The sequence below is a fragment of the Arsenophonus sp. PmNCSU2021_1 genome, assembly GCF_036919435.1.
Classification (GTDB): domain Bacteria; phylum Pseudomonadota; class Gammaproteobacteria; order Enterobacterales; family Enterobacteriaceae; genus Arsenophonus; species Arsenophonus nilaparvatae.
This window is the reverse complement of record NZ_JAZHPL010000006.1, coordinates 234,153-260,549: the sequence shown is the minus strand read 5'-3', so window position 1 is coordinate 260,549 and position 26,397 is coordinate 234,153. Positions and strand designations below refer to the sequence as shown.

Annotated in this window: 19 protein-coding genes and 5 pseudogenes; 13 read left to right on the top strand and 11 right to left on the bottom strand. The window is 37.5% G+C overall.

All coding sequences use genetic code 11. From position 1 onward, the window contains the following. Window positions 1–468: 468 nt before the first annotated feature. Entirely contained in the window at window positions 469–1,443 is a 975-nt protein-coding gene (locus V3224_RS14175; protein WP_334468201.1) for an IS701 family transposase, read from the bottom strand. A gap of 153 nt (window positions 1,444–1,596) precedes the next feature. On the opposite strand from V3224_RS14175, the gene V3224_RS14170 reads away from it, so the two are divergent. Continuing rightward, window positions 1,597–1,971, top strand: a complete 375-nt coding sequence (locus V3224_RS14170; protein WP_032115788.1) for an SMR family transporter — start codon at window positions 1,597–1,599, stop codon at window positions 1,969–1,971. A 102-nt stretch (window positions 1,972–2,073) separates the two neighbouring features. Here the strand turns inward: V3224_RS14170 and V3224_RS14165 are convergent, their stop codons facing one another. Together V3224_RS14165 and envC are read right to left on the bottom strand one after the other, a co-directional pair. Continuing rightward, window positions 2,074–3,033, bottom strand: coding sequence for a divergent polysaccharide deacetylase family protein (locus tag V3224_RS14165; RefSeq protein ID WP_442890433.1), 960 nt, complete (start codon window positions 3,031–3,033; stop codon window positions 2,074–2,076). A gap of 2 nt (window positions 3,034–3,035) precedes the next feature. Beyond that, the gene (gene envC, locus V3224_RS14160) at window positions 3,036–4,325 is read right to left on the bottom strand and encodes a murein hydrolase activator EnvC (RefSeq protein WP_334471283.1); all 1,290 of its coding nucleotides are present in this window, start codon (window positions 4,323–4,325) and stop codon (window positions 3,036–3,038) included. 339 nt (window positions 4,326–4,664) lie between these two features. Here envC and V3224_RS14155 point away from each other — a divergent pair, with 339 nt between their 5' ends. The 4 genes from V3224_RS14155 (at window position 4,665) to cysE (ending at window position 7,514) form a co-directional block, all read left to right on the top strand. Then, on the top strand, window positions 4,665–5,102 hold the full coding sequence (locus V3224_RS14155) for a rhodanese-like domain-containing protein (RefSeq protein ID WP_032115786.1): 438 nt from the start codon (window positions 4,665–4,667) through the stop codon (window positions 5,100–5,102). Window positions 5,103–5,174: 72 nt separating this feature from the next. Then, a complete protein-coding gene (gene secB, locus V3224_RS14150) occupies window positions 5,175–5,651 on the top strand; it encodes a protein-export chaperone SecB (protein ID WP_334471280.1) in 477 nt (158 codons plus the stop codon). Beyond that, window positions 5,651–6,673 (top strand): NAD(P)H-dependent glycerol-3-phosphate dehydrogenase, encoded by a 1,023-nt coding sequence (gene gpsA, locus V3224_RS14145; protein ID WP_032115784.1) that lies wholly within the window; start codon window positions 5,651–5,653, stop codon window positions 6,671–6,673. Before secB ends, gpsA begins: the two co-directional genes overlap by 1 nt. A 25-nt stretch (window positions 6,674–6,698) precedes the next feature. Continuing rightward, window positions 6,699–7,514, top strand: coding sequence for a serine O-acetyltransferase (gene cysE, locus V3224_RS14140; RefSeq protein WP_334471278.1), 816 nt, complete (start codon window positions 6,699–6,701; stop codon window positions 7,512–7,514). Between the two features lie 28 nt (window positions 7,515–7,542). Here cysE and trmL read toward each other — a convergent pair whose 3' ends face one another. From trmL to cpxR, 4 genes and pseudogenes are all read right to left on the bottom strand, one after another. Next, entirely contained in the window at window positions 7,543–8,046 is a 504-nt protein-coding gene (trmL, locus tag V3224_RS14135) for a tRNA (uridine(34)/cytosine(34)/5-carboxymethylaminomethyluridine(34)-2'-O)-methyltransferase TrmL (RefSeq protein WP_334471276.1), read from the bottom strand. A 92-nt stretch (window positions 8,047–8,138) separates the two neighbouring features. After that, window positions 8,139–9,098 (bottom strand): annotated as a pseudogene (locus V3224_RS14130) (NAD-dependent epimerase/dehydratase family protein). A 397-nt stretch (window positions 9,099–9,495) separates the two neighbouring features. Then, window positions 9,496–10,866: an envelope stress sensor histidine kinase CpxA gene (gene cpxA / locus V3224_RS14125; RefSeq protein WP_032115781.1), complete on the bottom strand. Its 1,371-nt coding sequence runs from the start codon at window positions 10,864–10,866 to the stop codon at window positions 9,496–9,498. Then, window positions 10,863–11,558: an envelope stress response regulator transcription factor CpxR gene (gene cpxR, locus V3224_RS14120; RefSeq protein WP_334471273.1), complete on the bottom strand. Its 696-nt coding sequence runs from the start codon at window positions 11,556–11,558 to the stop codon at window positions 10,863–10,865. The genes cpxA and cpxR overlap by 4 nt, the downstream gene beginning before the upstream one ends. A 154-nt stretch (window positions 11,559–11,712) precedes the next feature. Here cpxR and V3224_RS14115 point away from each other — a divergent pair, with 154 nt between their 5' ends. Together V3224_RS14115 and V3224_RS30035 are read left to right on the top strand one after the other, a co-directional pair. Next, window positions 11,713–12,225 carry a Spy/CpxP family protein refolding chaperone gene (locus tag V3224_RS14115; RefSeq protein WP_310511053.1) on the top strand — a complete coding sequence of 171 codons (513 nt, stop codon included), beginning with the start codon at window positions 11,713–11,715 and terminating at the stop codon, window positions 12,223–12,225. 90 nt (window positions 12,226–12,315) lie between these two features. Further along, window positions 12,316–13,291: pseudogene (locus V3224_RS30035) on the top strand (IS701 family transposase). On the opposite strand, the pseudogene V3224_RS14100 reads toward V3224_RS30035, so the two are convergent. After that, window positions 13,286–13,498 (bottom strand): annotated as a pseudogene (locus V3224_RS14100) (IS701 family transposase); the annotation flags it as partial. The pseudogenes V3224_RS30035 and V3224_RS14100 overlap by 6 nt on opposite strands. Window positions 13,499–13,568: 70 nt before the next feature. Here V3224_RS14100 and V3224_RS14095 point away from each other — a divergent pair. Continuing rightward, window positions 13,569–14,024: pseudogene (locus V3224_RS14095) on the top strand (transposase); the annotation flags it as partial. A gap of 115 nt (window positions 14,025–14,139) precedes the next feature. Here the strand turns inward: V3224_RS14095 and V3224_RS14090 are convergent. The 3 genes and pseudogenes from V3224_RS14090 to V3224_RS14080 form a co-directional block, all read right to left on the bottom strand. Then, window positions 14,140–15,488: pseudogene (locus V3224_RS14090) on the bottom strand (AMP-binding protein). A 515-nt stretch (window positions 15,489–16,003) separates the two neighbouring features. Further along, entirely contained in the window at window positions 16,004–16,669 is a 666-nt protein-coding gene (locus V3224_RS14085; protein WP_334471265.1) for a condensation domain-containing protein, read from the bottom strand. Window positions 16,670–16,819: 150 nt separating this feature from the next. Then, entirely contained in the window at window positions 16,820–16,990 is a 171-nt protein-coding gene (locus tag V3224_RS14080) for a hypothetical protein (protein ID WP_334471264.1), read from the bottom strand. 1,078 nt (window positions 16,991–18,068) lie between these two features. Between V3224_RS14080 and prlC the strand changes: the two genes are divergently transcribed. The 5 genes from prlC to V3224_RS14055 all read left to right on the top strand — a co-directional run bounded on the left by prlC (window position 18,069) and on the right by V3224_RS14055 (window position 26,209). Beyond that, window positions 18,069–20,111 carry an oligopeptidase A gene (gene prlC, locus V3224_RS14075; protein WP_334471261.1) on the top strand — a complete coding sequence of 681 codons (2,043 nt, stop codon included), beginning with the start codon at window positions 18,069–18,071 and terminating at the stop codon, window positions 20,109–20,111. Beyond that, window positions 20,112–20,879 (top strand): 16S rRNA (guanine(1516)-N(2))-methyltransferase RsmJ, encoded by a 768-nt coding sequence (gene rsmJ / locus V3224_RS14070; protein ID WP_334471259.1) that lies wholly within the window; start codon window positions 20,112–20,114, stop codon window positions 20,877–20,879. It abuts the gene before it with no gap. Between the two features lie 231 nt (window positions 20,880–21,110). Next, complete coding sequence (locus V3224_RS14065; protein WP_334471258.1) at window positions 21,111–23,777, top strand: hypothetical protein; 2,667 nt, start codon at window positions 21,111–21,113, stop codon at window positions 23,775–23,777. 162 nt (window positions 23,778–23,939) lie between these two features. Continuing rightward, window positions 23,940–25,640, top strand: coding sequence for a type I secretion system permease/ATPase (locus tag V3224_RS14060; protein WP_334471256.1), 1,701 nt, complete (start codon window positions 23,940–23,942; stop codon window positions 25,638–25,640). A gap of 50 nt (window positions 25,641–25,690) precedes the next feature. Further along, a complete protein-coding gene (locus tag V3224_RS14055; protein ID WP_334471255.1) occupies window positions 25,691–26,209 on the top strand; it encodes a biotin/lipoyl-binding protein in 519 nt (172 codons plus the stop codon). Window positions 26,210–26,397 lie beyond the last annotated feature (188 nt).

Here is a 26,397-nt window from a genome sequence, read left to right as displayed (position 1 = left end):
AAATAATAATATTTTAAAACTAGGGAGTAATGTCTGTGAATACATTAAAACAGCTGAATATCAAGCGAAAAAATCAGGCTTAAAGGAAGGAGATTATATTATTGATTTAACAGGACAATCTCCTACAATCATTTATTTTTTAAAGGCAAAAAGTATTGGTCAACCTTGGCTGATAAGTGGATATGCAAGAAGTAATATATTTGCTTCTCTTATATTAAGAAATACATCTTGTGAAAAATTAGCAAAAGCATGGATTTTGTTCGAACCAAATGGTCCAAGGAGTCTATCAGCTGAAATCTTAAAAGAATTCGGTAGTAATATTAATGAATATGCGATTAAAACAATCTTCAACACCCCTGTAACAGCTCGAGGTTACTCTTTTAGTAGAAAACAATATCTCATGAAATATAATGAGGAACCACAAAAACTACTATATAATTGTTTAAATAACACGAGTTTCGCACAAAACTAATTTGGGTACGCTAATAAAACACGGATTTGCTCAGTAATAGCACTTTTGATTACGTCCCAATTTTGTTGATAAAGGGTTATTTTTTCAGATATACGACGTTTATGTTGTTCAAACCACGCAGAAATAGCGAGAAAAATATGATTTCTTTGCGCTCGGCTCGTGCGAGCCTGACAGCGTTCAATACCACAGTTTTGTTTAACTTCTCGATGATAAACTTCAACAGACCAACGGGCATCCATGATAGATTGGACGTATTGACGGGTGGGATTCTCTTTGTTTGTTACTATGTAATCAATACGGCCGTTTTTGGCTGTAAATTTGAAAACGGTTACCCAACCATATCCTCGCAAGTGTATTGACGTTCCTTCTTCTGAGATGTCTAACTTGTTCAGTTGTTTGTTATGGTTAACAATCCTATTTTTCCTCAGCGTGGTTACCCAGATCCAACCATGAGAGCGAATTGATTTCAGGTTATCCAGGCTAGAATACCAAGCATCCATCACTACCGCTTCTGGCATGATCCCTCTTTTTTTAGCAAGAGTGAGCATTTCGGAAAAGTGCGTGTTTTTTGTTTTTCCATCAGAATCTTTATCATAAATACGATAATTGATAGGAATTGATTCAACCTTCGTCAGATCATGCCAAAGCAAATTAACTAAACCTATGCCAGCAATAACATCATGTTCATTACCTGAATATTGATAATGGACCATCTCTATTTTTTTACTACGTGTTTTGGCAATCAATGTATCATCGGCAATTAGTACGCAAGGGCTTTTTTTGTCTATAGAAGGTTCAACTAATCGCCATAGGTCTTTAGGTCTAAAACATCTACTTTTTAGCCATCGGCTAACAGTGTCATGAGATAAAGGCGATGGGCTTACTTCTGATAACGCTAAACCAGAGTATCTTAAACTGCTTACTTGTAAGAATGTTTTATAGATATCTTTAATACATGGATAACCCGACAAAATATGAACACCCTGATTTTTTCTTGTTTTTAAATTTATACTTCTTTTTTGGAGATTGCGAAACTCGTGAATAATAAAAAACATCCACTATAAAATGCCTATAAATAAAATCTATTTCCAAAAGGAATAGACTCTACAGAAGAGAAATTAACTATGAATATATTCATATTTACAATAGCATTAACAAGTGTTTGTCTTAACGCTTTAGCTCAAATTTTTTTGAAAAAAACAATGCTAACAATAAATGCTATTCCAACAAATTTCCTTGGATTTTTTAACTTTTCGCTATCTTTAGCATTAAACTACTGGTTCGTATCTGCATTATTATGCTATGTATTAAGCATCGGTTTGTGGATGGCAGTTCTTGCAAAAGTTGAAGTAAGTCTTGCATACCCACTACTCTCAATTGGCTATATTATAACTGCTTGCATAGGATATTTCTTTTTAAAAGAAAATGTAAATTTTATTAGAATAATCGGTTTAGCATTTATTTGTACCGGCATAGTTTTTGTCTCAAAAAGCGTATAAATACAATTTTTACTTATTTATTAAAGAGATGAAAAAAAAGTATTATGACAAGTTTTTTCATTCGAATATAGTAATATGACTTAGTGGTCAGTTGTTATCATATTAATATGGTGAAACATTTTTGCCAAGCAGTGGCTTTCTCTGTTCAGTAAATAGTTTTTTTAAGTCAGGATCATGATACATCGCATCGACAAAATATATCATTAAATCAATACCCGATAATGCTTTTGTGACTGGTGATATTTCGCAGTAACCGCTGACAACTTTCGGCAATGCCAAGGGTCGCACCGGAACTTTCTCTGGATTTTGTCTAACCGTTTGACTTGCCAATTTATCTTTTATGTTATTGTTAAGTAGAGTACTAACCGCAACTAGTTCAATATCATCAGGTAACTTAAATAATGTTTGTTGTAACACATCAATGGTAGCAGGATAAGGGTGACCAATAACAATACTGCTACCATGCTTACGGGCAAATGAAATGGCATGGGCAAACTGTTTACGAATTTGTACTTCTGTTTTTATATCATCTAAAAAAACGTTGCGACGTAAGGTTGGCAACGTAAAAACTTTAGCCGCTTCATTGACCCTAGTGTTTGCTATCGTCACACTATCGAGAAAATAGAGATCATAATGCCAAAGCACACGCATAACATTTATCATAGCCGCTAAATCAGCCGTCATCGCACTGCCCATATGATTATTCATACCTTTGGCGTGAGGTACTCGCTTAATCGCAGCAACGATATGCTGCTCTATTTCACTGGCACTCATCTCAGGCGTTAAGGTATTTTTTTCCAGTGGTTGATGGCTAATCGGCTTCATCGGCATGTGAATTAAAATTTCTCGCCCTTGTTGATAAGCTTTTTCGGCCATTTCTCTGCCATAAGGGGAGTCTGGTAAAATGGCAATCGAAAGTGCCACCGGCAAAGCTAATACCTGATTGTCTTCCGTTTTACGATAACCAATATCATCAATCACAATGGCTAATTTGCCAGCATTGACTTGTCCGCTTACAAGTAACAATAGAAGCATGATTATCAAAACCATCCGCTTTTGCACTGTTATCTCCCTAACCAAGGCTGTGGATTAACGGTTTTACCTTGACGACGGATCTCAAAATAGAGTGAGGAACGTTGCTGTCCACCACTACTACCCACTAACGCAACAGGCTGACCCGAACGAACCTGTTGACCAACATTCACCAATGCACTCTGGTTATAACCATATAAACTCATATCTCCCTGACCATGATCAATAACCACCACCAAACCATAGCCTTGTAGCCAATCAGCCAGTAAAACACGGCCGGCAGAAATGGCTTTAACCTCTGTTCCTTCAGCGGCATTGATTACCATACCCTTCCAGCGTAATTCATCGGAAATACTGTCACCATAGTGATGAAGGATCTGGCCATGAACAGGCCACAGAGCCTGACCAACAGGACGGCCTAAACCGCCAGTACGCGCCATCAGAGCCCGCTCATCTTCAGTTGGACGATAAGTGGTTCCTTTTTGCTGTGCCTGCCGTTGTTTTGCTCGTATACGTGCCGCCTCTTTCGCTTCCCTTTCCGCTCTAACTTTTGCCTCTCGTTCAGCTCTGGCAATTTTACTACGCAACAGTGTTTCGTTACGTTTCATCACCGCCAAAATTTTTTGCTCCGCTTTTAAAGTCGATTCCAACGATATCAGAGTTTTCTTTCTAGCATCCTGCGCCGAATCTAGCGTTTTCTTTTCTTGATCTTGTTTGGCTAAGTTTTTTTTCTGTGCCAATTGCGTTTGCTGCTTTTGTTGTTTCTGCTCAGCAAGTAAGGTCGTTGTTTGCTGCAATTTAATAATCGTTTGCTCTCTGGCTGCATTTAAGTAGCTATAATAGGCTAAAATACGCTCTTTTCGTTGTCCTTGTTCACCTTTAAATAACAATTCAATCCCTTTTTGCTGGCCTAATCGAAACGCGGCATCGAGCTGCTTAGCTAATAATGTTTCCTGGAGCTGTTTTTGCTGTTGTAAACGGCTAATATTTTCATTTAATTGCGTTAGTTCTTTTGCTAACTGCGAAAGTTTTTTCCGTGTTTCATGTAATGCTCGTCCAGCAGCAGCAATATTTTTTTCCTGATTTTTCAATTGATCAAGTAAATGATTTCTTTCAGCTTGCTGCTGTTTAACACTTTTCTCTTTTTCTGCAATATTTGATAACAGATCTTTAAGTTTTACTTTATTGTCACTGATGGGATTGGCTGTGGTAATCAATGGCCAGATAAGAAATAGCGAGACACAGAGTAACGACTTAACCACTACTCTCTTTAGTAGAGCCAAAAGGATTAGGATTAAACCATATCGGCTGGTATTGTTCATCTTAGTTCAGCATCCTGAAACAATATCACTTAAAATTATTGACAATTAATATAATTAGTAAACATTTCTGCTTCTTTTAGGATAATACTGAAAAAACTTAATTTCTTCATTTATACAACAAATTATAAAATAACTATAGGTTATTATTAATATTACTTTCATTCAGCTACTTTTTAAGTGGTATCAATTAACTGATATCGCTGGCAAATATCGCCGGTACGAACACTAATTTGCAAAAAACCTAGTCATTTTTGCAAATTGGCTGTAATTGCGCAGCGACAAAGGTATACTTTGCAACCTAGATCTATCTATTACTAACTACGGGAGTAATTACCCCAGATGATGCAAGAAATCATGCAATTTATTAGCCGACATCCAATACTCAGTCTCGCCTGGATCGCTTTGCTGATCGCTGTAATTATCTTAACCTTTAAGGGTTTGTTCGCTAAAACAAAAAATATCACCCGTGCCCAAGCGATACAATTGATTAATAAAGAAGAAGCGATCAGTATTGATTTACGTTCCCGTGACGATTTTCGTAAAGGACACATTATTGATTCAATTAACCTGACGCCATCAGAGATTAAAGACAATAATATCGGAGAATTGGAAAAACATAAGCAAAAACCCATTATTGTTGTCTCAGCAAATGGCATGGAAGCATCTAAACCAGCTGAACAACTGGTGCAATATGGTTTTGAACGTGTCTTTATTCTAAAAGAAGGAATTACCGGCTGGTCTAGCGAAAATTTACCTCTAGCCCGCGGCAAAAAGTAATTCATCGGACACATCAGCAATTATGTTTATACAATTCAATATCATAAGGAAATTTAAAAGGTAATTAACATTATGTCAGAACAAAGTCATGAAGAGATGGTATTCCAGATCCAACGAATTTACACTAAAGATATCTCATTTGAAACACCAAGTGCCCCCAATATTTTTCAGCAAGACTGGCAACCAGAAGTCAAATTAGATTTAGACACCTCGTCTAGTGAATTAGCTGAACATGTTTATGAAGTTATCTTACGGGTCACGGTTACCGCCAGCGTCGCTGAAGAAACCGCTTTCCTGTGCGAAGTGCAACAAGCCGGCATTTTCTCTATTGATGCTATCGAAGAAAGCCAAATGGCTCATTGTTTAGGCGCTTATTGCCCAAATATTTTATTTCCCTATGCGCGTGAATGTATTACCAATTTAGTTAGCCGTGGAACTTTTCCTCAACTAAACTTAGCGCCTGTTAACTTTGATGCATTGTTTATGAACTATCTACAACAACAGCATACTGCCGAAACTGAAAATTCGGCAGATCATCAGGAAGCTTAATGAACACTGTTTCGATGACAGTTATCGGTGCCGGCTCTTATGGCACCGCATTAGCCATTACACTTGCCCGTAATGGCCACCACGTTTTGCTTTGGGGACATGATCCTCAGCACATTAAAAAATTACAACAAGAGCGCTGCAACCAAGCATTTTTACCCGACGTTCCATTCCCAGACAATTTGTTACCTGAAGTTTCCCTGAAGACGGCAATAACCGCAAGCCACAATATATTGATCGTCGTTCCAAGCCATGCATTTAATCAAGTTTTACAAAATATCCAACCTTACTTAACGCAACATTCACGCATTATTTGGGCAACAAAAGGGCTCGAACACGGGACTGGACGCCTGTTACAAGACGTTGCCCGCGAAACGTTCGGAGATAAAATTCAGCTAGCTGTTCTTTCCGGCCCAACTTTTGCCAAAGAACTGGCTGCCGGCTTACCAACTGCTATTGCGGTAGCCGCTTCTAATGCAGAATTTAGTGAAGAGCTACAGCAACTTTTCCATTGCGGTAAGAGTTTTCGAGTTTATAAAAATCCAGATATGATCGGTGTGCAGTTAGGTGGTGCGGTCAAAAATGTCATTGCGATTGGTGCCGGCATGTCCGATGGTATCGGATTTGGCGCCAATGCTCGCACAGCGTTGATCACCCGAGGATTAGCTGAAATCAGCCGCTTAGGCATCGCTATGGGTGCTCAATCCTCTACATTTATGGGAATGGCTGGTTTAGGTGATTTGGTTTTGACTTGTACCGACAACCAATCGCGTAATCGTCGCTTTGGCATGTTGCTCGGCCAAGGCATGCAGACTAAAGAAGCTGAAAAGCAGATTGGTCAGGTGGTTGAAGGTTACTTAAATACCAAAGAAGTCCGTGCATTAGCGCAACGTGTTGGTGTAGATATGCCAATTACCGAGCAAATCTATCAGGTTCTGTACGGTAATAAAAATGTACTCGAAGCGGCAAATACATTACTTAGCCGCGCAACCAAAGACGAAACTAATGATACACGTGCTTCTTGATCATTAAAAATAGTAGAGTGTGAATATGTCTCGACAGCAACTTGAGGAAATTTGGACGATAATAAAGCAAGAGGGTGAAATTTTAGCCAACTGTGAACCAATATTAGCCAGCTTTTTTCATGCGACATTACTTAAACATGATAATCTTGGTAATGCATTAAGTTATATCCTAGCAAACAAGTTAGCTACCCCGATTATGCCAGCGATTGCCGTTCGAGAGATTATTCAAGATGCTTATAAAAATGATAAACAAATGATCGCTTATGCCGCTCGTGATCTAAAAGCCATCGTGCAACGTGATCCGGCAGTCGACAAATATTCAATCCCATTATTATATTTAAAGGGCTTTCATGCTTTACAGGCTTATCGTATCGGCCACTGGTTATGGAAAGTGGATCGCACGACATTAGCAACTTATCTGCAAAGCCAAATATCTGTCTCTTTTGGGGTTGATATCCATCCCGCGGCTAGTATTGGTTACGGTATTATGCTTGATCACGCAACAGGTATCGTTATAGGCGAAACGGCGGTAGTTGAAAATGACGTTTCGATACTGCAATCAGTCACCCTTGGTGGAACCGGCAAAACAGGTGGAGATCGTCATCCTAAAGTTCGTGAAGGGGTGATGATCGGGGCGGGAGCAAAAATTTTAGGCAATATAGAAATTGGCAAGGGCGCTAAAATTGGCGCGGGTTCAGTAGTGCTACACCATGTACCACCTCATACTACCGTGGCAGGAGTACCAGCACGCAAAGTGGGAACACCGAACAGCAAAAAACCTTCACTAGATATGGATCAAAACTTTAGCAACTCAATCCATGGTTTTGGTGAGGGTATCTAACCATGCCATCAACCGGTGGTGAATAAAATTACTCACGCAACAGTGCACCGGAGTAATCCAACTGGCGCCATGCTTCAAATACCACCACTGCAACAGAATTGGACAAATTCATACTGCGGCTATCTGCTAACATTGGGATACGGATCTTTTGACTGGTTGGTAATTCATCAAGAACATATGCAGGTAAACCGCGGGTCTCCGGCCCAAACATTAAATAATCCCCCGGCCGATACGTTACGCTGCTATGGCTTGGCGTTCCTTTGGTTGTCAAAGCAAATAAACGGTTAGCAGATGCTGTCTGACAATGTGCGTTGGACAAAGCAATACTAGTTAGAAAAGCAAAATAATCATGATGGCGCTGAATATCGGCAAACTCATGATAATCTAACCCTGCCCGCCGTAACCGTTTATCGTCCCAGGTAAAACCCAATGGTTCAATGAGATGTAACTGACAGCCAGTATTCGCGCATAGACGAATAATATTACCGGTATTCGGTGGAATTTCAGGTTCAAATAAAACGATGTTTAACATACAGCCCTCAACAATAAGTACTGTATTCTAACACAATCATTGTCACTGTTAACGCTTTCAATTGTGCCCAATTAAGCAAACAGAATTTTTTATTAATCTAATGATTTTTTAAACTCAAACTGAACGGTATTTTCTATCCCCTTTGCCAAGGTTACCGGCGGTTCAAATCCCGTATCAGCGATGTTATTAGATTTAAATTGAGTGCGAGAACAGAATTTTTTAACCCGAATACTGCTTATAGGAAAATTTTTACCCGTTATTTTAGCGAGCAAATCAAAACAATAACCCGCCAAAAGGCCCAACGAATACGGAATACGTAGATTGGATTTCTGTTTTTGCAATGCCAGACAAATAATTTCGGTTAACTGATCCATGGTGAAATCAGGTTTATCAACATAATTAAAGATATGACGGCCAGCTTTTAATTTAGTAACAAAATATAAAAAGGCAGCAACATTTTCCACATACGCCATCGATTTCTGATTATTGCCAGAACCAATCATCAAAAACTGCCCGGCAGCAATTTGTCTAAAAAGGTTATAAACATTACCGCGATTACCCTCACCGAAAACTACTGTCGGTCGAATAGCCACTAATGTCCGTTGGCTATCTTTAGCATGCCAGTCATCATAGACACCTTCCGCCGCCAACTTCGATTTACCATAATCATTAAAAGGCTGAAATTTACCATCTTCACCAGTTTCCTGCTCAACAAAACCGTAAACCGCCACCGAAGAAGTAAAAATAATATGTTTAATATCTAACTGCTCAGCAACCTGACAAACATTTTTCGCGCCATCCACATTAACTTCATAATAGAGACTGATAGGATGCACATTATCCTGATGTTGCGCCGCTAGATTAATAATAATGGAAGTGTCTTTTAATGGCTCCAATAAAGTTTCTACTTTAGTGGCATCACCAAATAGCCAGTTGTCTGGATGTGCCTGACTTTTATTAATATCAACGATTTTAAACTCAATTTATTGTGCTTTTAATTGATTAGCAAGACGGGTACCGATAAAACCGGAGCCACCGAGGATTGTTAGCATAAATATCCTTCTACTTTCTTAATCTTTTATATATTTTGGACAAAATAAAGGTTGGTAGTAGTCTACTATAAGAAGCCTAATTTTCATAAAAAACATAACTTTTAGTTGTTAAGCATATCAATATAATTCTCACGAGTTTCGCACCAATAAATAAACGCTCTATCTTTAAGTTTAATCCAGCATAATATATAAATAGACAGAATCTTATAAATCAAAAGCAACTTATTGTAATTTAATAAAATTTATGTGTTTTAGTAACTTGAAGATTAATCATCGATTTTAAGCCATTTCTAGTATTTTATACGCCTGTGCGAAACTCGTGATTCTAAGTAGTTATAAAGCCAATATCGTTGAAAACATCAATTAATGTAATGACAAAACTTTTTACTTAAAGCAATTAACGTCCATGAAGCGGTAACCATAATTGCAATCTTAGTCCGCCTAATGGGCTATCAGAAGCTTTTACCCACCCTTTATGGTGAAAAACCGCTGTTTCGACAATAGCTAGCCCTAAACCTGTGCCGCCTGATTGCCTATCTCGCGCTTCATCAGTTCGATAGAAGGGACGAAAGATTTTTTCCCGATCTTCCTTTGATACGCCTGGGCCATCATCATCTACCGTGATCAAAATACCTTGATTTTCTTCTTTAAATGCAACTTCAATACGATTATGGGAATACCGTAAGGCATTACGAACAATATTTTCTAACGCGCTACCCAATGCAGGAGGGTTACAATAAATTGTCCAAGTACCAGGAGAAGCCGTTACATTAAGTGTTTTATTCATCTGTTCAGCTTCAAACGTAGCATTGTCCAAAATATCATTCCAAAGATCGGTAACTTTAATATTTTGTCTCAATATTTCATTCTTATGTTGGCTATGAGACAGTACCAACAAATCATTAATCATACCATCAAGGCGCAATGTTTCAGTTTCAATCCGTTCTAATTCTTTGCTCTCCCCATGTCGGCGGCGTAATAATGCGGTGGCTAATTGAAGACGTGTTAACGGGGTGCGTAACTCATGGGAAATATCAGAAATCATCCGTTGTTGCGCACTAACCATTCCTTCTAGCGCACTAATCATCTGATTAAAGCTGTTTCCTACCGCCAAAAACTCCTGCGGACCAGATTCCAATTCAGGGTGTTGACGTAAATTACCATTAGCAACATCATCTGCTGCCATTTTCAATTTTCTGGCAGGTTTTGCTAAACTCCATGCTAACCATAATAACAAGGGAGCACTAATTAGCATTGTTGCAACTAACAACAAAAAAGGCCTATCAAAAAGCAAGCTAATAAAATCAGATTGTGGACTACTGGCTGGACGAACCAAATAAAGTTGGTAATGATCTTCCCCATCACGAATAGAAAATGGCCCTAACATTTCGACTCGACCATATTTTTTCTTTTTCGGCTGATCAGCATTATCTGATTGCCCAATAAAATTACGAATTACCTGCATTTCATTGGGCATAGCGCCAATAACCCGTCCTTCACTGGTTACCATGATAAGATGCTGATCTGGCGGAGCCCACTTTTGAATGGCGTTAGAAAGCCGGCGCCACCACATAAGATCATTAATTGGGTCGCCAGCTAATTCAGCTTCTATGTGCTGTTCTAACATAAGACCTTGACGGTACTCGCTTTCCAACAGCGGTGTAATTTGCCTTGAATCAAGCTTTGGTACCATCAATACCAACATCAATACTAAAGCCAGCGTAAACCAAAAAATGGCAAATATCCTGGCTGTCAAACTATTTATCATGTTGCTGAAACCATCAAATACCCTCGTCCACGTAAGGTTTTAAACCAAGGTAATCCATCTGTCCGCTCAGGTAATTTACGCCGCAAATTTGAGATATGCATGTCAATAGCACGATCGAACGGGGTTAAACGTTTCCCTAAAACCTCTTGGCTAAGATGTTCACGAGAAACAACCTGACCAAGATGTTGTGCTAATAAATAAAGTAAAGTGAATTCTGTTCCAGTAAGATCGAGCACCTTGCCATTAAAACTCGCTTCTTGTCGTCCTGGGTTTAACTGTAAACCATCTACCTGACAAATTGACGAATTAAGATTATCCTGACTTTGCTCACTCCAATTTGAACGTCTCAGTAAGGCTCGTATACGTGCAACTAATTCACGATCATTAAATGGTTTAGGTAAATAATCATCTGCACCTAATTCCAAACCAAGAACACGATCCAAATCACTGCCACGAGCGGTTAACATAATCACCGGAATTTGATATTGTCTACGTATCTCTTTTAATGTATCAATACCATTTTTCTTGGGCATCATGATATCAAGTAACAATAGATCAATTGTTGAATCGAGAAGCGTTAATGCTTGCTCGCCATCATAGGCGATGATCACACTAAAGCCTTCCATTTCAAGTAATTCTTTTAACAGCGAACTCAGTTCGCGGTCATCATCAACAAGTAAGATTTTATGCATTAGTCATATCCTCCAAGAGCAAAATACGACAAGAATCGCCGCGATGCCATGACTTTAGGTTCTTTTACACGCTCTGACGCTAGTTTTCAACCACACGGATATAGTTAGTATAATATTAACATTTTTATTCAAAGAGGGCGGGAGTAAATTATTAATGCGTCACTGGGCAATGATAACTTTTACATCATCGCTATTTATTGTTGGCTCAACAGCGGCTTTAGCCGAAGCAGCAGATGTTAGTATAGCAACATCACAATCTGCCGAAAAAATACAGGCTGTAAAATATGATAGCCATATTTCTAAGCGTAACATAACAAGAGATAGACTATGCAATCCCTATGATATATTTATCCCCTTAATGAAAGGTATTACATTAAGCGAAAGACAACGCCAGCAAATGCGTGACTTGATGGCTTCACAACGACAACAAAGCTTTAAAAATAGAGTTTCGCGACAAGAACGTGAAATTTTACATAATTTGATGACAGCAGATATTTTTGATGATGTTGCTTTTCGCGTAACAGCAGAAAAACTGGCACAAGACATTGTTGAACAACAAGTTGAAATAGCTCGCATATATAACCAATTTTACAAATTATTAACACACGAGCAAAAAATAATACTGGAGAAGCAACATCAAAAACAGCTATCTCGAGCAAGATATTAAATATTTCGTAACAAGCCTAGTCACGAGTTTCGCAATCTCCAAAAAAGAAGTATAAATTTAAAAACAAGAAAAAATCAGGGTGTTCATATTTTGTCGGGTTATCCATGTATTAAAGATATCTATAAAACATTCTTACAAGTAAGCAGTTTAAGATACTCTGGTTTAGCGTTATCAGAAGTAAGCCCATCGCCTTTATCTCATGACACTGTTAGCCGATGGCTAAAAAGTAGATGTTTTAGACCTAAAGACCTATGGCGATTAGTTGAACCTTCTATAGACAAAAAAAGCCCTTGCGTACTAATTGCCGATGATACATTGATTGCCAAAACACGTAGTAAAAAAATAGAGATGGTCCATTATCAATATTCAGGTAATGAACATGATGTTATTGCTGGCATAGGTTTAGTTAATTTGCTTTGGCATGATCTGACGAAGGTTGAATCAATTCCTATCAATTATCTTATTTATGATAAAGATTCTGATGGAAAAACAAAAAACACGCACTTTTCCGAAATGCTCACTCTTGCTAAAAAAAGAGGGATCGTGCCAGAAGCCGTAGTGATGGATGCTTAGTATTCTAGCCTGGATAACCTGAAATCAATTCGCTCTCATGGTTGGATCTGGGTAAACACGCTGAGGAAAAATAGGATTGTTAACCATAACAAACAACTGAACAAGTTAGACATCTCAGAAGAAGGAACGTCAATACACTTGCGAGGATATGGTTGGGTAACCGTTTTCAAATTTACAGCCAAAAACGGCCGTATTGATTACATAGTAACAAACAAAGAGAATCCCACCCGTCAATACCTCAAATCTATCATGGATGCCCGTTGGTCTGTTGAAGTTTATCATCGAGAAGTTAAACAAAACTGTGGTATTGAACGCTGTCAGGCTCGCACGAGCCGAGCGCAAAGAAATCATATTTTTCTCGCTATTTCTGCGTGGTTTGAACAACATAAACGTCGTATATCTGAAAAAATAACCCTTATATCAACAAAATTGGGACGTAATCAAAAGTGCTATTACTGAGCAAATCCGTGTTTTATTAGCGTACCCAAATTAGTTTTGTGCGAAACTCGTGGTCTATAGAAGGTTCAACTAATCGCCATAGGTCTTTAGGTCTAAAACATCTACTTTTTAGCCATCGGCTAACAGTGTCATGAGATAAAGGCGATGGGCTTACTTCTGATAACGCTAAACCAGAGTATCTTAAACTGCTTACTTGTAAGAATGTTTTATAGATATCTTTAATACATGGATAACCCGACAAAATATGAACACCCTGATTTTTTCTTGTTTTTAAATTTATACTTCTTTTTTGGAGATTGCGAAACTCGTGTCATGGTTGGATCTGGGTAACCACGCTGAGGAAAAATAGGATTGTTAACCATAACAAACAACTGAACAAGTTAGACATCTCAGAAGAAGGAACGTCAATACACTTGCGAGGATATGGTTGGGTAACCGTTTTCAAATTTACAGCCAAAAACGGCCGTATTGATTACATAGTAACAAACAAAGAGAATCCCACCCGTCAATACGTCAAATCTATCATGGATGCCCATTGGTCTGTTGAAGTTTATCATCGAGAAGTTAAACAAAACTGTGGTATTGAACGCTGTCAGGCTCGCACGAGCCGAGCGCAAAGAAATCATATTTTTCTCGCTATTTCTGCGTGGTTTGAACAACATAAACGTCGTATATCTGAAAAAATAACCCTTTATCAACAAAATTGGGACGTAATCAAAAGTGCTATTACTGAGCAAATCCGTGTTTTATTAGCGTACCCAAATTAGTTTTGTGCGAAACTCGTGAATTTATCAGCTAGCTCTTTACGCACTTGGCTGCTATCCAACGGATTATTACTAATATAAAAACCATGTAGTTCCCGATGACCGGCTTCTCCAGGCGCTATGCCCCCCCAAGAATGACACCCGATACAGCTTCCAGTGCCAGGCGCACCTCTTTTAATTCAACACGACAGCCCCTGATTTTGACCTGATCATCACGCCGTCCGACAAAAATCAATCCCTCTTCACTCCAAAAACCGTAATCACCACTGCGATAAGCTCTAACCTTTTCTTTCTTAGAACCGGGAAGGGTAATTTCAACAAATGCGTTTTCATCTAAATCTGGCCGATGATGGTAACCACGCGCTAATCCCTGACCGACAAAATAGAGTTCACCAATGCCGCCATCAGAAACATGTTGCTGCTGCGAATCAAGAATATAGACCTGCATGTTGTTGGAAACCCAGCCAAGAGGAACCGGGCCGTTGATTTGGCGACGTACCGCATAAGCAAAACTGTAAACACACGTTTCCGCCGGACCATAGATATTAAACAAATTTTTGACCCCAGCCTGCTGGGCAGCACGCACCGCTGTAGGGTTAACAACATCCCCCCAAAAATCACCGTATCAACCGTTGAAAAAAGCGCGGCCTTAACAGACTGCATGTAGCTATCAAATAATCCCGTCGCTAAGAAAATATTATCTGGTTGATAATTCTCAATCAGCTTCTGCATTCGCTGTGGATCAGCAATGGCTTTTCTTTCTGGGGTAATGACCGTCGCACCATGGATCCAAGCTGACCACAACTGCAGCGTTGCACAATCAAAAGTTTCATTCGCAGAATAGAGAACACGCTGTGAGACTGGCAGGTGTCGAGGCTGATATAAGGTACTCATCACTGACTGATGAGATAATGCCACACCTTTGGGGGTGCCTGTGGTACCGGAGGTAAAAATTAGGTGACTCAGATCTTCAACCGACCCATTTGGCCTCTGGCTCAAGGGAGATATGGCATCAAACAAAGACGTTTGAGCCTCCTCCAGCAGAAGTGATATCTCTAATTGCGGTAATGCCAGAGCAAACATTTGGGGTTGATCGACTAACAGTAAATCGGGCTGTACCACCCCCTTCATCACTGCTTTACGCTCCTCAGGTGCACTACGATCAATACAGTAATAAATCATTCCTGCATACTGTACCGCCAAAATAGCAATCACCAACTGCGCCAGAGGTTCAATATGCAACATGACAATCATTTGACGCGGATCAGTAAACATGGCATTTAAATGATTAGCGATATGGGTTGCAATCTGGTGAAGTTGGCCATAACTCCACTGTTGACCGGTCACATCATCAATAAGCGCAATATGGTCAGGTTGTTCTAACACATGAGTATAGAATTGTTGTGCCAAAGTATGGTCAGGCCAAGCGACGGCGGTAGCATTACGTTGATCTATCTTCGCTATCATAGCCGGTGTAAGCAGCGGTAAATCGATGATACGCTGATCAGAATTTACCAACACTGTCTCTAACGCTGTTTGATATTGCACCATAAAAGCGTTAAATAGCCCATCCTGATTAATGGTTGGCGCGATATTTAAACGTAAATGGATTTCACCATTTTCTGCCTGGCAATACAGTAGTTGTAGGTCATTACTACTTTCGATAAATTCATAATTTTCGCAGACGGTGACGCCATCACTGAAACGATAGCTGTGGTTTAATGCCACCGTTTCAGCAAACATCAGATTGAACCTTTCTAATGAATGTTCTTTTTTCTGTTTACGCAACGCATTAATGATATTTGCCAAAGGGACACGAGTTTCGCACCAATAAAAAAACGCGCTATTTTTAAGTTTAATTCAGCATGATATATAAATAGACAAAACCTTATAAATTAAATACAAATTATTGTAATTTAATAAAATTTATGTGTTTTAGTAACTTACAGATTAACCATTGCTTTTAAGCCATTTCTAGAACTTTATATGCCTGTGCGAAACTCGTGAGGGATATGTTTTGCCGCTTTCCAGCGTTTACGTTGCAAAATGATTTGTTCAAATAAGTTAGACCAACTCAAATCTGCGGTAAAATGGTGACCTAAAATGACAGTGTTGACCCAACATCCGCCTTCTTCGCCGCGAGAGATCGGGCGCATACTCACTGGCGAGAGCATGAAAATATCATTTTGACTCGATAAACGGTGAAGTAAGCCAACAAATATTGCCTGTAAAATAATATGCCGGGTTGCATTATACTTATCCGCTAAAACCTGGATACTTTTAACAAGAGTTTCAGGTAACGATAACATTTTACTTTCTACCTTTTCATTCTTATACGAACTGCGAGGTAGCATTAATTGACACGGTTGCCCAATTAAATCTTGTGCACGTTGTTCCGCCAGCGCCAATTCTGATTGAGTTAAACTGTTTTCTGGCTGTTGATTGATGAAATAACATTCTGGCGATGCCCATTGCGGTAATGGTTGAGACTCTATTAATAATTGATAAAAGCGCTGGACATTAAACATAAACTGACGAAATGAGGTGCCGTCAATAATTAGATGATGAATAACAAAATTTAATACATGCTCCATCTGCTGATCGTTTTTACCCAGATAGCATAAGCACCATTTAAATAATGGTGTCACACCAGGGATCAATCGATGTTGGTAAAGGGCATTAAGATTATCTTGGCCAGACTGCTGCGGTGAATCGTGTTGTGAAAAATCATAATATTCACCTTGTGTCGGTACCTCAACATGGCATTTTTTTAATTCGTTTTGCCATAAAAACGTCCACTAAAAACTTGGTTGCTTTAGTGCATGGGACAGAGCCAACATAAAAATGTCACGATTAAGTTCACCTGTTAATTTTATTGAAAAAAGTGTATTGGAAATTTCAGCGTTATCAGATGATTTATCGGATAAATAAAATGCATTTTCCCACTTAGTCACAAGCCATTGTTTCATGGTATATTTTTCCTTGTATGTTGTGAGAAAGGGTAATTCCACTGCCTTAGTAGAGTTTTATTGATAGTAAGCAGCAGCTGGTTATTACTTTTGCTCAGCAGCAAAAACTGCTATCAATCAGATATATGCTCAGTTAAGTGAACTTATAACGTCACAAGTACGGTAATGGTCAGAAAATCGAGACAATCTGGTATTTCAACGCTTCTTTTTTATTTGCCCAGTCAACCGACGATATCAAGCTCCTTCAAACCTTGCTTGCGCAGTGAAGTGTTAGATATTAGTGGTTTTTAGGTTGTCGCGTTACAACCTCTAAGAATTAAGAATTTTCATTTTTATTACCCATTTCAAACGCGATCAGTAACCTGGGACAAAATGGCAGATATCGTCAGTATTTTTAAAAATATGCATACATATCATTAACCTACCATAACTAATGGTTTTAATACGTTATCTTCTTTATTGGTTTATTTTCGTGCGGGGTTTCACATTTTCCAATTTATTTAGTGTTTTATGACCAACTAAAACTGACCACCACATTAAATTGTTAACGGAAATAACTACCTGAACCATTCAGAGTTAATACATCGTTATAGTCGACCACAGGAGTCGAACCTGCCAAGGACCGCTGGCGGCCCCATCTGGATTTGAAGTCCAGCCACCCCACCGGGGACGATGATCTTCCATGGAAAAATTAGCAATCATTATAATCTTATTTTCACACGAGTTTCGCACCAATAAAAAAACGCGCTATTTTTAAGTTTAATTCAGCATGATATATAAATAGACAAAACCTTATAAATTAAATACAAATTATTGTAATTTAATAAAATTTATGTGTTTTAGTAACTTGCAGATTAACCATTGCTTTTAAGCCATTTCTAGAACTTTATATGCCTGTGCGAAACTCGTGTTTCAGAAATTCTAAACCTAGCTATTTAAACAATCTGGTAAAAAAAAAGATAAAATATTTGTCTTCATATTGAACTCAGCCGTTTGTAGCCATATCTTAATCACATCTCTTATTTAATATTTAATTGTACCTATCAAGTAGTATAATTAATCACAGGATGTTTTTATTATGACAAATCCTTTACTAACGAAATCTGTGTTACCTCATTTTTCAACCATTACACCGCAAGATGTTCTCCCTGCGATAAAAACCGTATTAGACAACTATCGGCAGACAATTGAGACCATATTTAAAGAAAATAGCACCTTTAACTGGCACAATTTATGTCAACCATTAGAAGAAGCTAACAACAAACTCTCTCGAGCCTGGTCACCCGTAGGTCATCTCAATGCAGTAAAAAATAGCACCGAATTACGACAAGTATATGATACCTGTTTACCTATGCTATCAGAATTTAGTACCTGGATGGGGCAACATACCGGTCTTTACCAAGCTTATAAATCGTTAAAAAATAGTGCTGAATTTGATACCCTCAATCAAGCACAACGTAAATCAATTGAAAATACGTTACGTGATTTTGAATTATCCGGAATTGGTTTACCAGCAGAAAAAAAGAAACGTTATGGTGAAATTGCTATTCGAATTGCCGAATTAAAAACTAAGTTTAGCAATAATGTGTTAGATGCAACGACGGGTTGGACGAAACTGATTAAAAATAGTGATCAGTTAACTGGCATACCGGAAAGTGCTCTTTTAGCAGCAAAAGCATTAGCTAAATCTAAAGGAGAAGAAGGCTGGTTATTCACGTTCGATATGCCAAGCTATCTGCCAATTATGACTTATGCTGATAATCGTCAACTACGCCAAGAAATGCATCACGCCTATAATACCCGTGCTTCTGATCAGGGACCAAACGCTGGTAAATGGGATAATAGTGACATTATGGATGAAATTTTAGTCTTACGTTACGAATTAGCACAATTACTTGGTTTTAATAATTTTGCTGAAAAATCTTTAGCCACTAAAATGGCCGAATCACCCAAACAGGTTCTGGATTTTCTTACTGATCTTGCGCAACGAGCCTACCATCAAGGTGAAAAAGAGCTTGCGGAATTGACCCAGTTTGCTAAGGATCACTACGGAATTGAGAAACTTGAGCCCTGGGATCTGGGTTACTATAGTGAAAAACAAAAACAGCATAAATTTTCAATTGATAATGAACAACTACGTGCTTACTTTCCAGAACAACGGGTTATCAACGGTCTGTTCGAAGTCATTAACAGAATTTATGGTTTGACAGCAAAAGAGCGTCATGATGTGGAGATATGGCATCCCGATGTACGTTTCTTCGAATTATATAATGAACGTGGTGATTTATGCGGCAGCTTCTATTTAGATCTCTATGCCCGAGAACATAAACGTGGCGGTGCTTGGATGAATGATTGTGCGGGGAGATTAAAGCATATCAATGGCAGCTACCAAAAACCTGTGGCTTACCTAACCTGTAATTTTAACCAACCTGTTGGTGATAAACCCGCGCTGTTTACCCATGATGAAGTTATTACCTTATTTCATGAGTTTGGCCATGGTTTACAGCATATGTTAACCCAAATTGATGTAGCGGATGTAGCTGGTATTAAAGGGGTGCCTTGGGATGCGGTCGAACTACCCAGTCAATTTATGGAAAATTGGTGTTGGCAACCTGAAGCACTTACCTTCATTTCAGGTCATTATGAAACAGGTGAACCGTTACCAAAATCAATGTTAGATAATATGTTAGCAGCCAAAAATTATCAGGCCGCAATGTTTATTCTTCGTCAATTAGAATTCGGTTTGTTTGATTTTCGCTTACATACTGAGTATTCTCCGCAAAAAGGCGGCCAAATTTTATCAACCTTACGATCGGTTAAACAACAGGTTGCTGTAGTGCCGTCACCCGAGTGGGGCCGTTTCCCTCATGCATTTAGCCATATTTTTGCCGGTGGTTATGGTGCCGGTTACTATAGTTATTTATGGGCCGACGTTTTAGCTGCCGATGCATTTTCACGATTTACCGAGGAAGGTATTTTTAATCGCAGTACTGGGTTATCATTTCTTGATAATATTTTAAGTCGTGGTGGTTCAGAGGAACCGATGGTACTGTTTGAACGTTTCCGCGGACGAAAACCTAAGCTGGATGCAATGTTACAAAGTTATGGTATTAATGTATAAATGGCAATTGATATTCAATTAATTTGTGAACCTGGCGCTTCTCAAAGCGCCTTATCGCTGATTGCTGACAAATGGCAACTTAAACACAAGCCTGCTGCATTAATGGCATTAGTGCTAACACCCCAGTATTTACAATTAAAAAAATTAGACGAACCTAAATTAGGTGGCATTTATGTTGATTTTGTTTCAGGGGCAATGAGACACCGACGTAAATTTGGTGGTGGTCGAAATGAAGCTATTGCCAAAGCAGTTGGCATCAGAAAATCCTATTTACCGACGATTGTTGATGCTACTGCCGGTCTTGGCAGAGATGCTTTTATCCTTGCTGCACTAGGCTGTGAAGTCCGGCTGTATGAACGTCATGCCATAGTTGCGGCACTTCTTGATGACGGATTACAACGGGGTTACGCTGACGCTGAAATAGGAGGCTGGTTAAGACAGAGAATGACATTGATACACGCTTCAAGCATCGATGCATTGACAACGCTGTCACACGCACCAGATGTAGTTTATCTCGATCCGATGTATCCCCATCGACAAAAGAGTGCCTTAGTAAAAAAAGAAATGCGCGTTTTTCAATCGCTTGTTGGTAATGATGACGATGCTGACAGCCTTTTAATTCCGGCAATGACAATAGCTAAACGCCGAGTTGTGGTGAAACGACCCAATTATGCATCCCCCCTAGCAGCAATCTCTCCACAAGCGACGATCAAAACTAAAGATCATCGTTTTGATATTTATTCATTTTCAACTGATTCACTCCGTTAAATATTCATAAAAATAATAAATAACCAAAAATGTTGATAAAAAGCGAAATATTATATCAATATTAACTCTTCTATAAAAATATACCCTATTTATTGTTCTAAAAATACCATTTTTTTTAAATAATATTCATATTATAAACATTAAAATAAACTTGCAATAACCTTAAAAAAAATGTAATTTAACAAATGTTATTGTTTAAATGGATATTGTTAATAATATTGGAGATAATTTGTGGATCATAAAATAAAACAACAGGATACATTTGATTATTATTTCAACACCAAAACCTCAAAACAAGAAATAACCATAACAGAAAAAATAAAAGTTATTCTTAATTATAGAAATCTCTCCCCCAAAAAACAAAATAAAATAATTGAAGAAATCCAACAGGCGGTAAATGATTTTAAAACTTTTGCTGATTTAAAAAATATTAAATCAAGCGAAAAGCCACTTGAAATATATATATTCGATAATAACGAAGATTACCAACATTATGGTAAAGAAAAAGGTTTAGGAACCGAAGGTGGTAAATTTCACTCAGGAAATCCACCGACTATATATGTATATCAACAGGGCAATGTTTTTAATCTTAAACATGAGTTTAGCCATTATTTAACTAATATAAATATAGCTAATGAAGCTCACTTACCTAGCATATTAAAAGAGGGCATAGCTGATTATATTGAATATTTTCCCGATAATAAATTTAATGCCCAAGCAAATAGCATTGATCTAACTGAAGATGAAATAAAATCAAAAAATATATCTGAGTTCTTAAAATTAAAATATTCAAATGACTTTCATGAAAATGCCAAGGTTTATAAAGTAGGTCTTGCTCTTACTATGTATTTAAAAGCAAAAAAACCTGAATTATTAAAAAATCTTTTACATAATGAAAATCCAGAAAAATATTTAGAGCTAATTAAAAATGAAAATGATAATTTTAAAAATTGGCTTAATGAAAATAATAGCGATAATGCCATGCAAAAAATAAATGCTTTAGAAGTGACTAAAGGTGAATTTATTGCTAGCAAAAAAGAAATAATAGATGGTGAAATTAAAAATGTAAATTATTATACCGCTGATATAAAAAGTTTAGAAACAAAAGAATTTGTTGGTAAATTTGCTACTGTAGAATACACAGGTTATGGTAATTATATTCGTTGCTATAATGCAGCATCTAGAGATTATTTCGATATTAAAATAACTGGTGATTATCACTATTTAAAATTAATTGAAAATAATAACAATGAAATTAAATTAGTGTTTACCAATGAAGATGGCACTAAATATTTTACCGATAGTTATGAATATCAACATAAACTCAAAATTATAAACTCAAAATACGATCAAAAAACTTTTGAGGGAAAAATAACTGAAGAAAGAGTAAATGAAATAATTACTCAATTAACAGAAATTAATCCTAATGCGTTAACTAATATGAACTTGGCCAATAAACCTTTAGGTACTATTTTCAATGTAAAAAAACTCGGTAAGGGTATGGTCAGTGCATTATCTTTATATGATGGAGAAGAAAAAGTTAGCGAATTACTTAGCGAAACCGGTTTCTTCAAACAAATTGATGGCCAACAGCAAAAATCCTTTGTTTTTTCCAATGCGCTTCATAATCTGCATACAAGCTATGGTGGCAAGGTTTATCTGGCTGTTGAAAAAGAGGAGCAACAATATAAAGCTTCTTTGATAGATGGTAGAGAAGTTCTTAAAGACCCATATTTTGATCAGCCACATTTACATAAAAATGAGTTACTAAGCCCTAGTATCAATCATATTCAGCAAAAAGATCTGCCATCATCACAACTCAACGGTACCAAAATATACAATCATAAAGATTCCCCATTAGCCCAATATGCAACTTCACAAGAACAACCGCCGTACACGATTAAAAAGGGTGAATTATTAGACAATAAAGGAAGTTCAAGCATAGATGATGATGTATACGAAGCGGTGATTTATAAAGATGATAAAGTAATTTATAATTTCAAGACCACCGGATTTTATATTACTGAAGAAATAACCGACCAAAATAATAATATTATTGATGGTAGTGAGTTATTTATTCATGATCATGGCAAAAATATTCGTTATCAATTACCAAAAGAAATAACATATCTAAAATTAATAAAAAAAGACGACGCCTATAAACTTGCAGTTTGTGACAAAGAGGGTACTGAATATACTGACATACCCGATGAATATAGACTTATCGATTCCATTTTTGCCCACCGATACGAAAAAAAAGATCACTCAAATAACCATCTTAATATTGGCTTAATAAACTTTGACAAATATCCAGAGGGTTCTCTTTTTCAACTTAAATACGATCCAAATGATTATCAAATTCCAAGAAATGAAAATAATGATATAGTAAGAATTTCTGATAGTTATAAATATTCTACTAAAGTAAAAATATTTTATAATGGCACTGACATTGGCATGTTATCTAATGATCACCATAATTTTCAAGGTCATATTTTCTTTTCCATTGATTATAACTACAGTTTCAAGGATTTTCTCGCCTCTTATTCTCCACAAGTTGATATTATTGAAGAGGTAATAGTGTTCGAACAAGGTTATGGTGACATTGGCAATACAAATCACGGATATACCGACCATAAAAAAATTCATTTAACAACAAATGACCATCAGTCAGTTAATAAAAGCCCTGACAATAAGATTACTACTGACATTCTTTATAAGAACAAGCCCTTCAGCCATAACCCTTCCTATCAACCATTATCCAATAATAAACATAATGAAAATAATATTTATCATAGACAACATTCGGATATGGGCTATGCTGATTATCAGGTTGAAAATAATCAAAATATAGGGAGTGATAATGGAACGATTGATTATGAAAACGCTATTTATCCATAGGAATAGATAATATAACCTAATAAAAACAACGTCGTTTACTAATTTTAAAATTGTCATATTAATTTTAACCGGATTGGAAAATGAAAAACATTTTCCAATATTTTAATTATTTACATAATGAATATTAGGATTGAATCTTATAAAAATAAAAATGGGAATAGCATGACAGATAATTCAAAAACTAAAAATAGCAATATATTAATTAATGAAATAAAAACATATAAAAAAGCGTTTTATAGTATTGGCATATTTACCGCTATCATTAATATACTGATGCTAGCCCCCTCCATTTATATGTTACAAGTTTATGATCGTGTCTTGGCGTCAAATAATAAAATGACGTTATTAATGTTGACACTACTTGTTATTTGCATTTATTTATTTATTGGCGTACTCGAATGGGTGCGTAATCTGATTGTTATACGTATTAGCACAGGCCTAGACCTATCAGTTAATCAATCGGTATTCAATGCAGCTTATCAGCAAAGCTTAAAATATAATGATTCACAAGCCAGCCAAGCGTTAAGTGATCTCACAACACTACGCCAATTCGTAACAGGGAACGCTCTATTTGCTTTATTTGATGCGCCTTGGTTTCTCTTTTTCCTCTGTGTGGTGTTTTTACTCCATCCATGGTTAGGCTATCTAGCCTTAGGTGGCGCAACTTTTATTTCCCTACTTGCCTGGCTGAATCAACGTTATACTCATAAACCACTAGCGCAAGCCAATCTAATGGCTCGGAAAGCTATTAATCAGGCCTCTATCCACTTGCGTAATACAGATGTAATCGAGGCAATGGGTATGTTAGGTAATATACGTCGCGGCTGGTTAAGCTACCATCACGCTTTTTTATCCCAACAGAATTTAGCCAGCGAAAGAACTTCAGCCACCAGCGCATGGTCAAAAACCTCACGTTTGATGCTGCAATCTCTGGTATTAGGCATGGGGGCCTGGTTAGTCACTAATAATGAATTGACCGCAGGTATGATGATCGCCAGTTCTATTCTGATGGGACGTGTACTCAGCCCGATCGACCAACTTATTGCTGTTAGCAAACAATATAATAATGCCAAACAGGCTTATTTACGCTTAGATCAGTTATTCAAACAGCATCCTCCCCGTAAACAAGTGATGACTTTACCTGCGCCAACTGGCGAATTAAGCGTTGAAAATGTTCTCTACCGCCGTGATCCTGAATATCCACCGCTGTTATTTGATATCCAATTTTCACTCTCTGCCGGCCAAACATTGGCTATTATTGGTGCATCTGGTGCTGGGAAATCGACATTAGCTCGGATACTTGTCGGCGCGCTTCCTCCTACTTTAGGATACATCCGGTTGGATGGTGCAAATATTCACCAAATGGATAGAGAAATTTTAGGGCCTCACATTGGTTATCTACCGCAAGATATACAATTATTCGATGGTACAATCGCAGAAAATATTGCTCGTTTTGCTGAAATTGACGTAGACAAAGTAATTACTGCCGCCAAAATTGCTCGAGTGCATGACTTAATTCTCACTTTACCTAATGGATATGACACTCAATTAGGCGAATACGGCCGTGGCTTATCTGGCGGACAAAAACAGCGATTAGCTTTGGCGCGAGCTATTTATGGCCTTCCCCGTTTAATTATTCTCGATGAACCTAACTCTAATCTTGATAGCGAAGGAGATAAAGCCCTGTGCCTTGCGATTGAAGAACTTAAAAAACAACATTGCACCCTTATTATAATTACCCATCGCCCTTTTCTGCTCAGATATGTAGAGCATGTGCTAATTTTACAAGCCGGAATGTCACCACGTTTTGGAACACCACAAACATTATTAAATGAACATAAAACGTCACAACTAACAACGTGATCCTTCAATATTTCAGTCTGTAAAAATAATAGCAATAAATGGAAAAAAATATGTTAGCACAAGGTAAATATCACAAATCATCTCCTATCTTAACAGACAAATTAATCAGTAATGAAAAACGAGCTGTATACTTAGGCTGGTCATTAGTGACTATTGGATTTGGTGGTTTTTTATTATGGTCTGCACTGGCTCCTTTAGATAAAGGGGTTCCTGTATCAGGTAATGTGATTGTGGCAGGCAATCATAAAACTATTCAACATCAATACGGCGGGATCATTGAACAACTATCCGTTAATAATGGTGAAAAAGTACAAGCAGGACAAATTCTTTTAACACTCAACACCGTTGAAGTACATGCAGAATACAATATAAAACTAAAACAATACCACGAACTGTTAGTAAGAGAAGCCCGCTTATTAGCTGAACAGCTGGGCAAAAAACGGTTGATTTTCTCACCCGCTTTACAAGGTGAAATGAAGAAACATGATATAAGCGAACTTATTCAATTAAACCAAGGTTTTTTGCAAAAAAGGATTTCGCCTGTTTCCTGCCAAAATAAGCCTAAATGATGGCTTGATGAGGAAAATGCATGGCAAAAAACACTGCATTTACCGTTCAAATTTTAGCCAAAATGCCGATTTAGGGCTAAAATCGAGGTTTTGATTAAATTTTAATCCATTTTGGGGTGTTTTATGTACAGCAAAATCTCACTACTGAACTCTTGTCGGATAACATAAAACATCAGCGATATAGACGA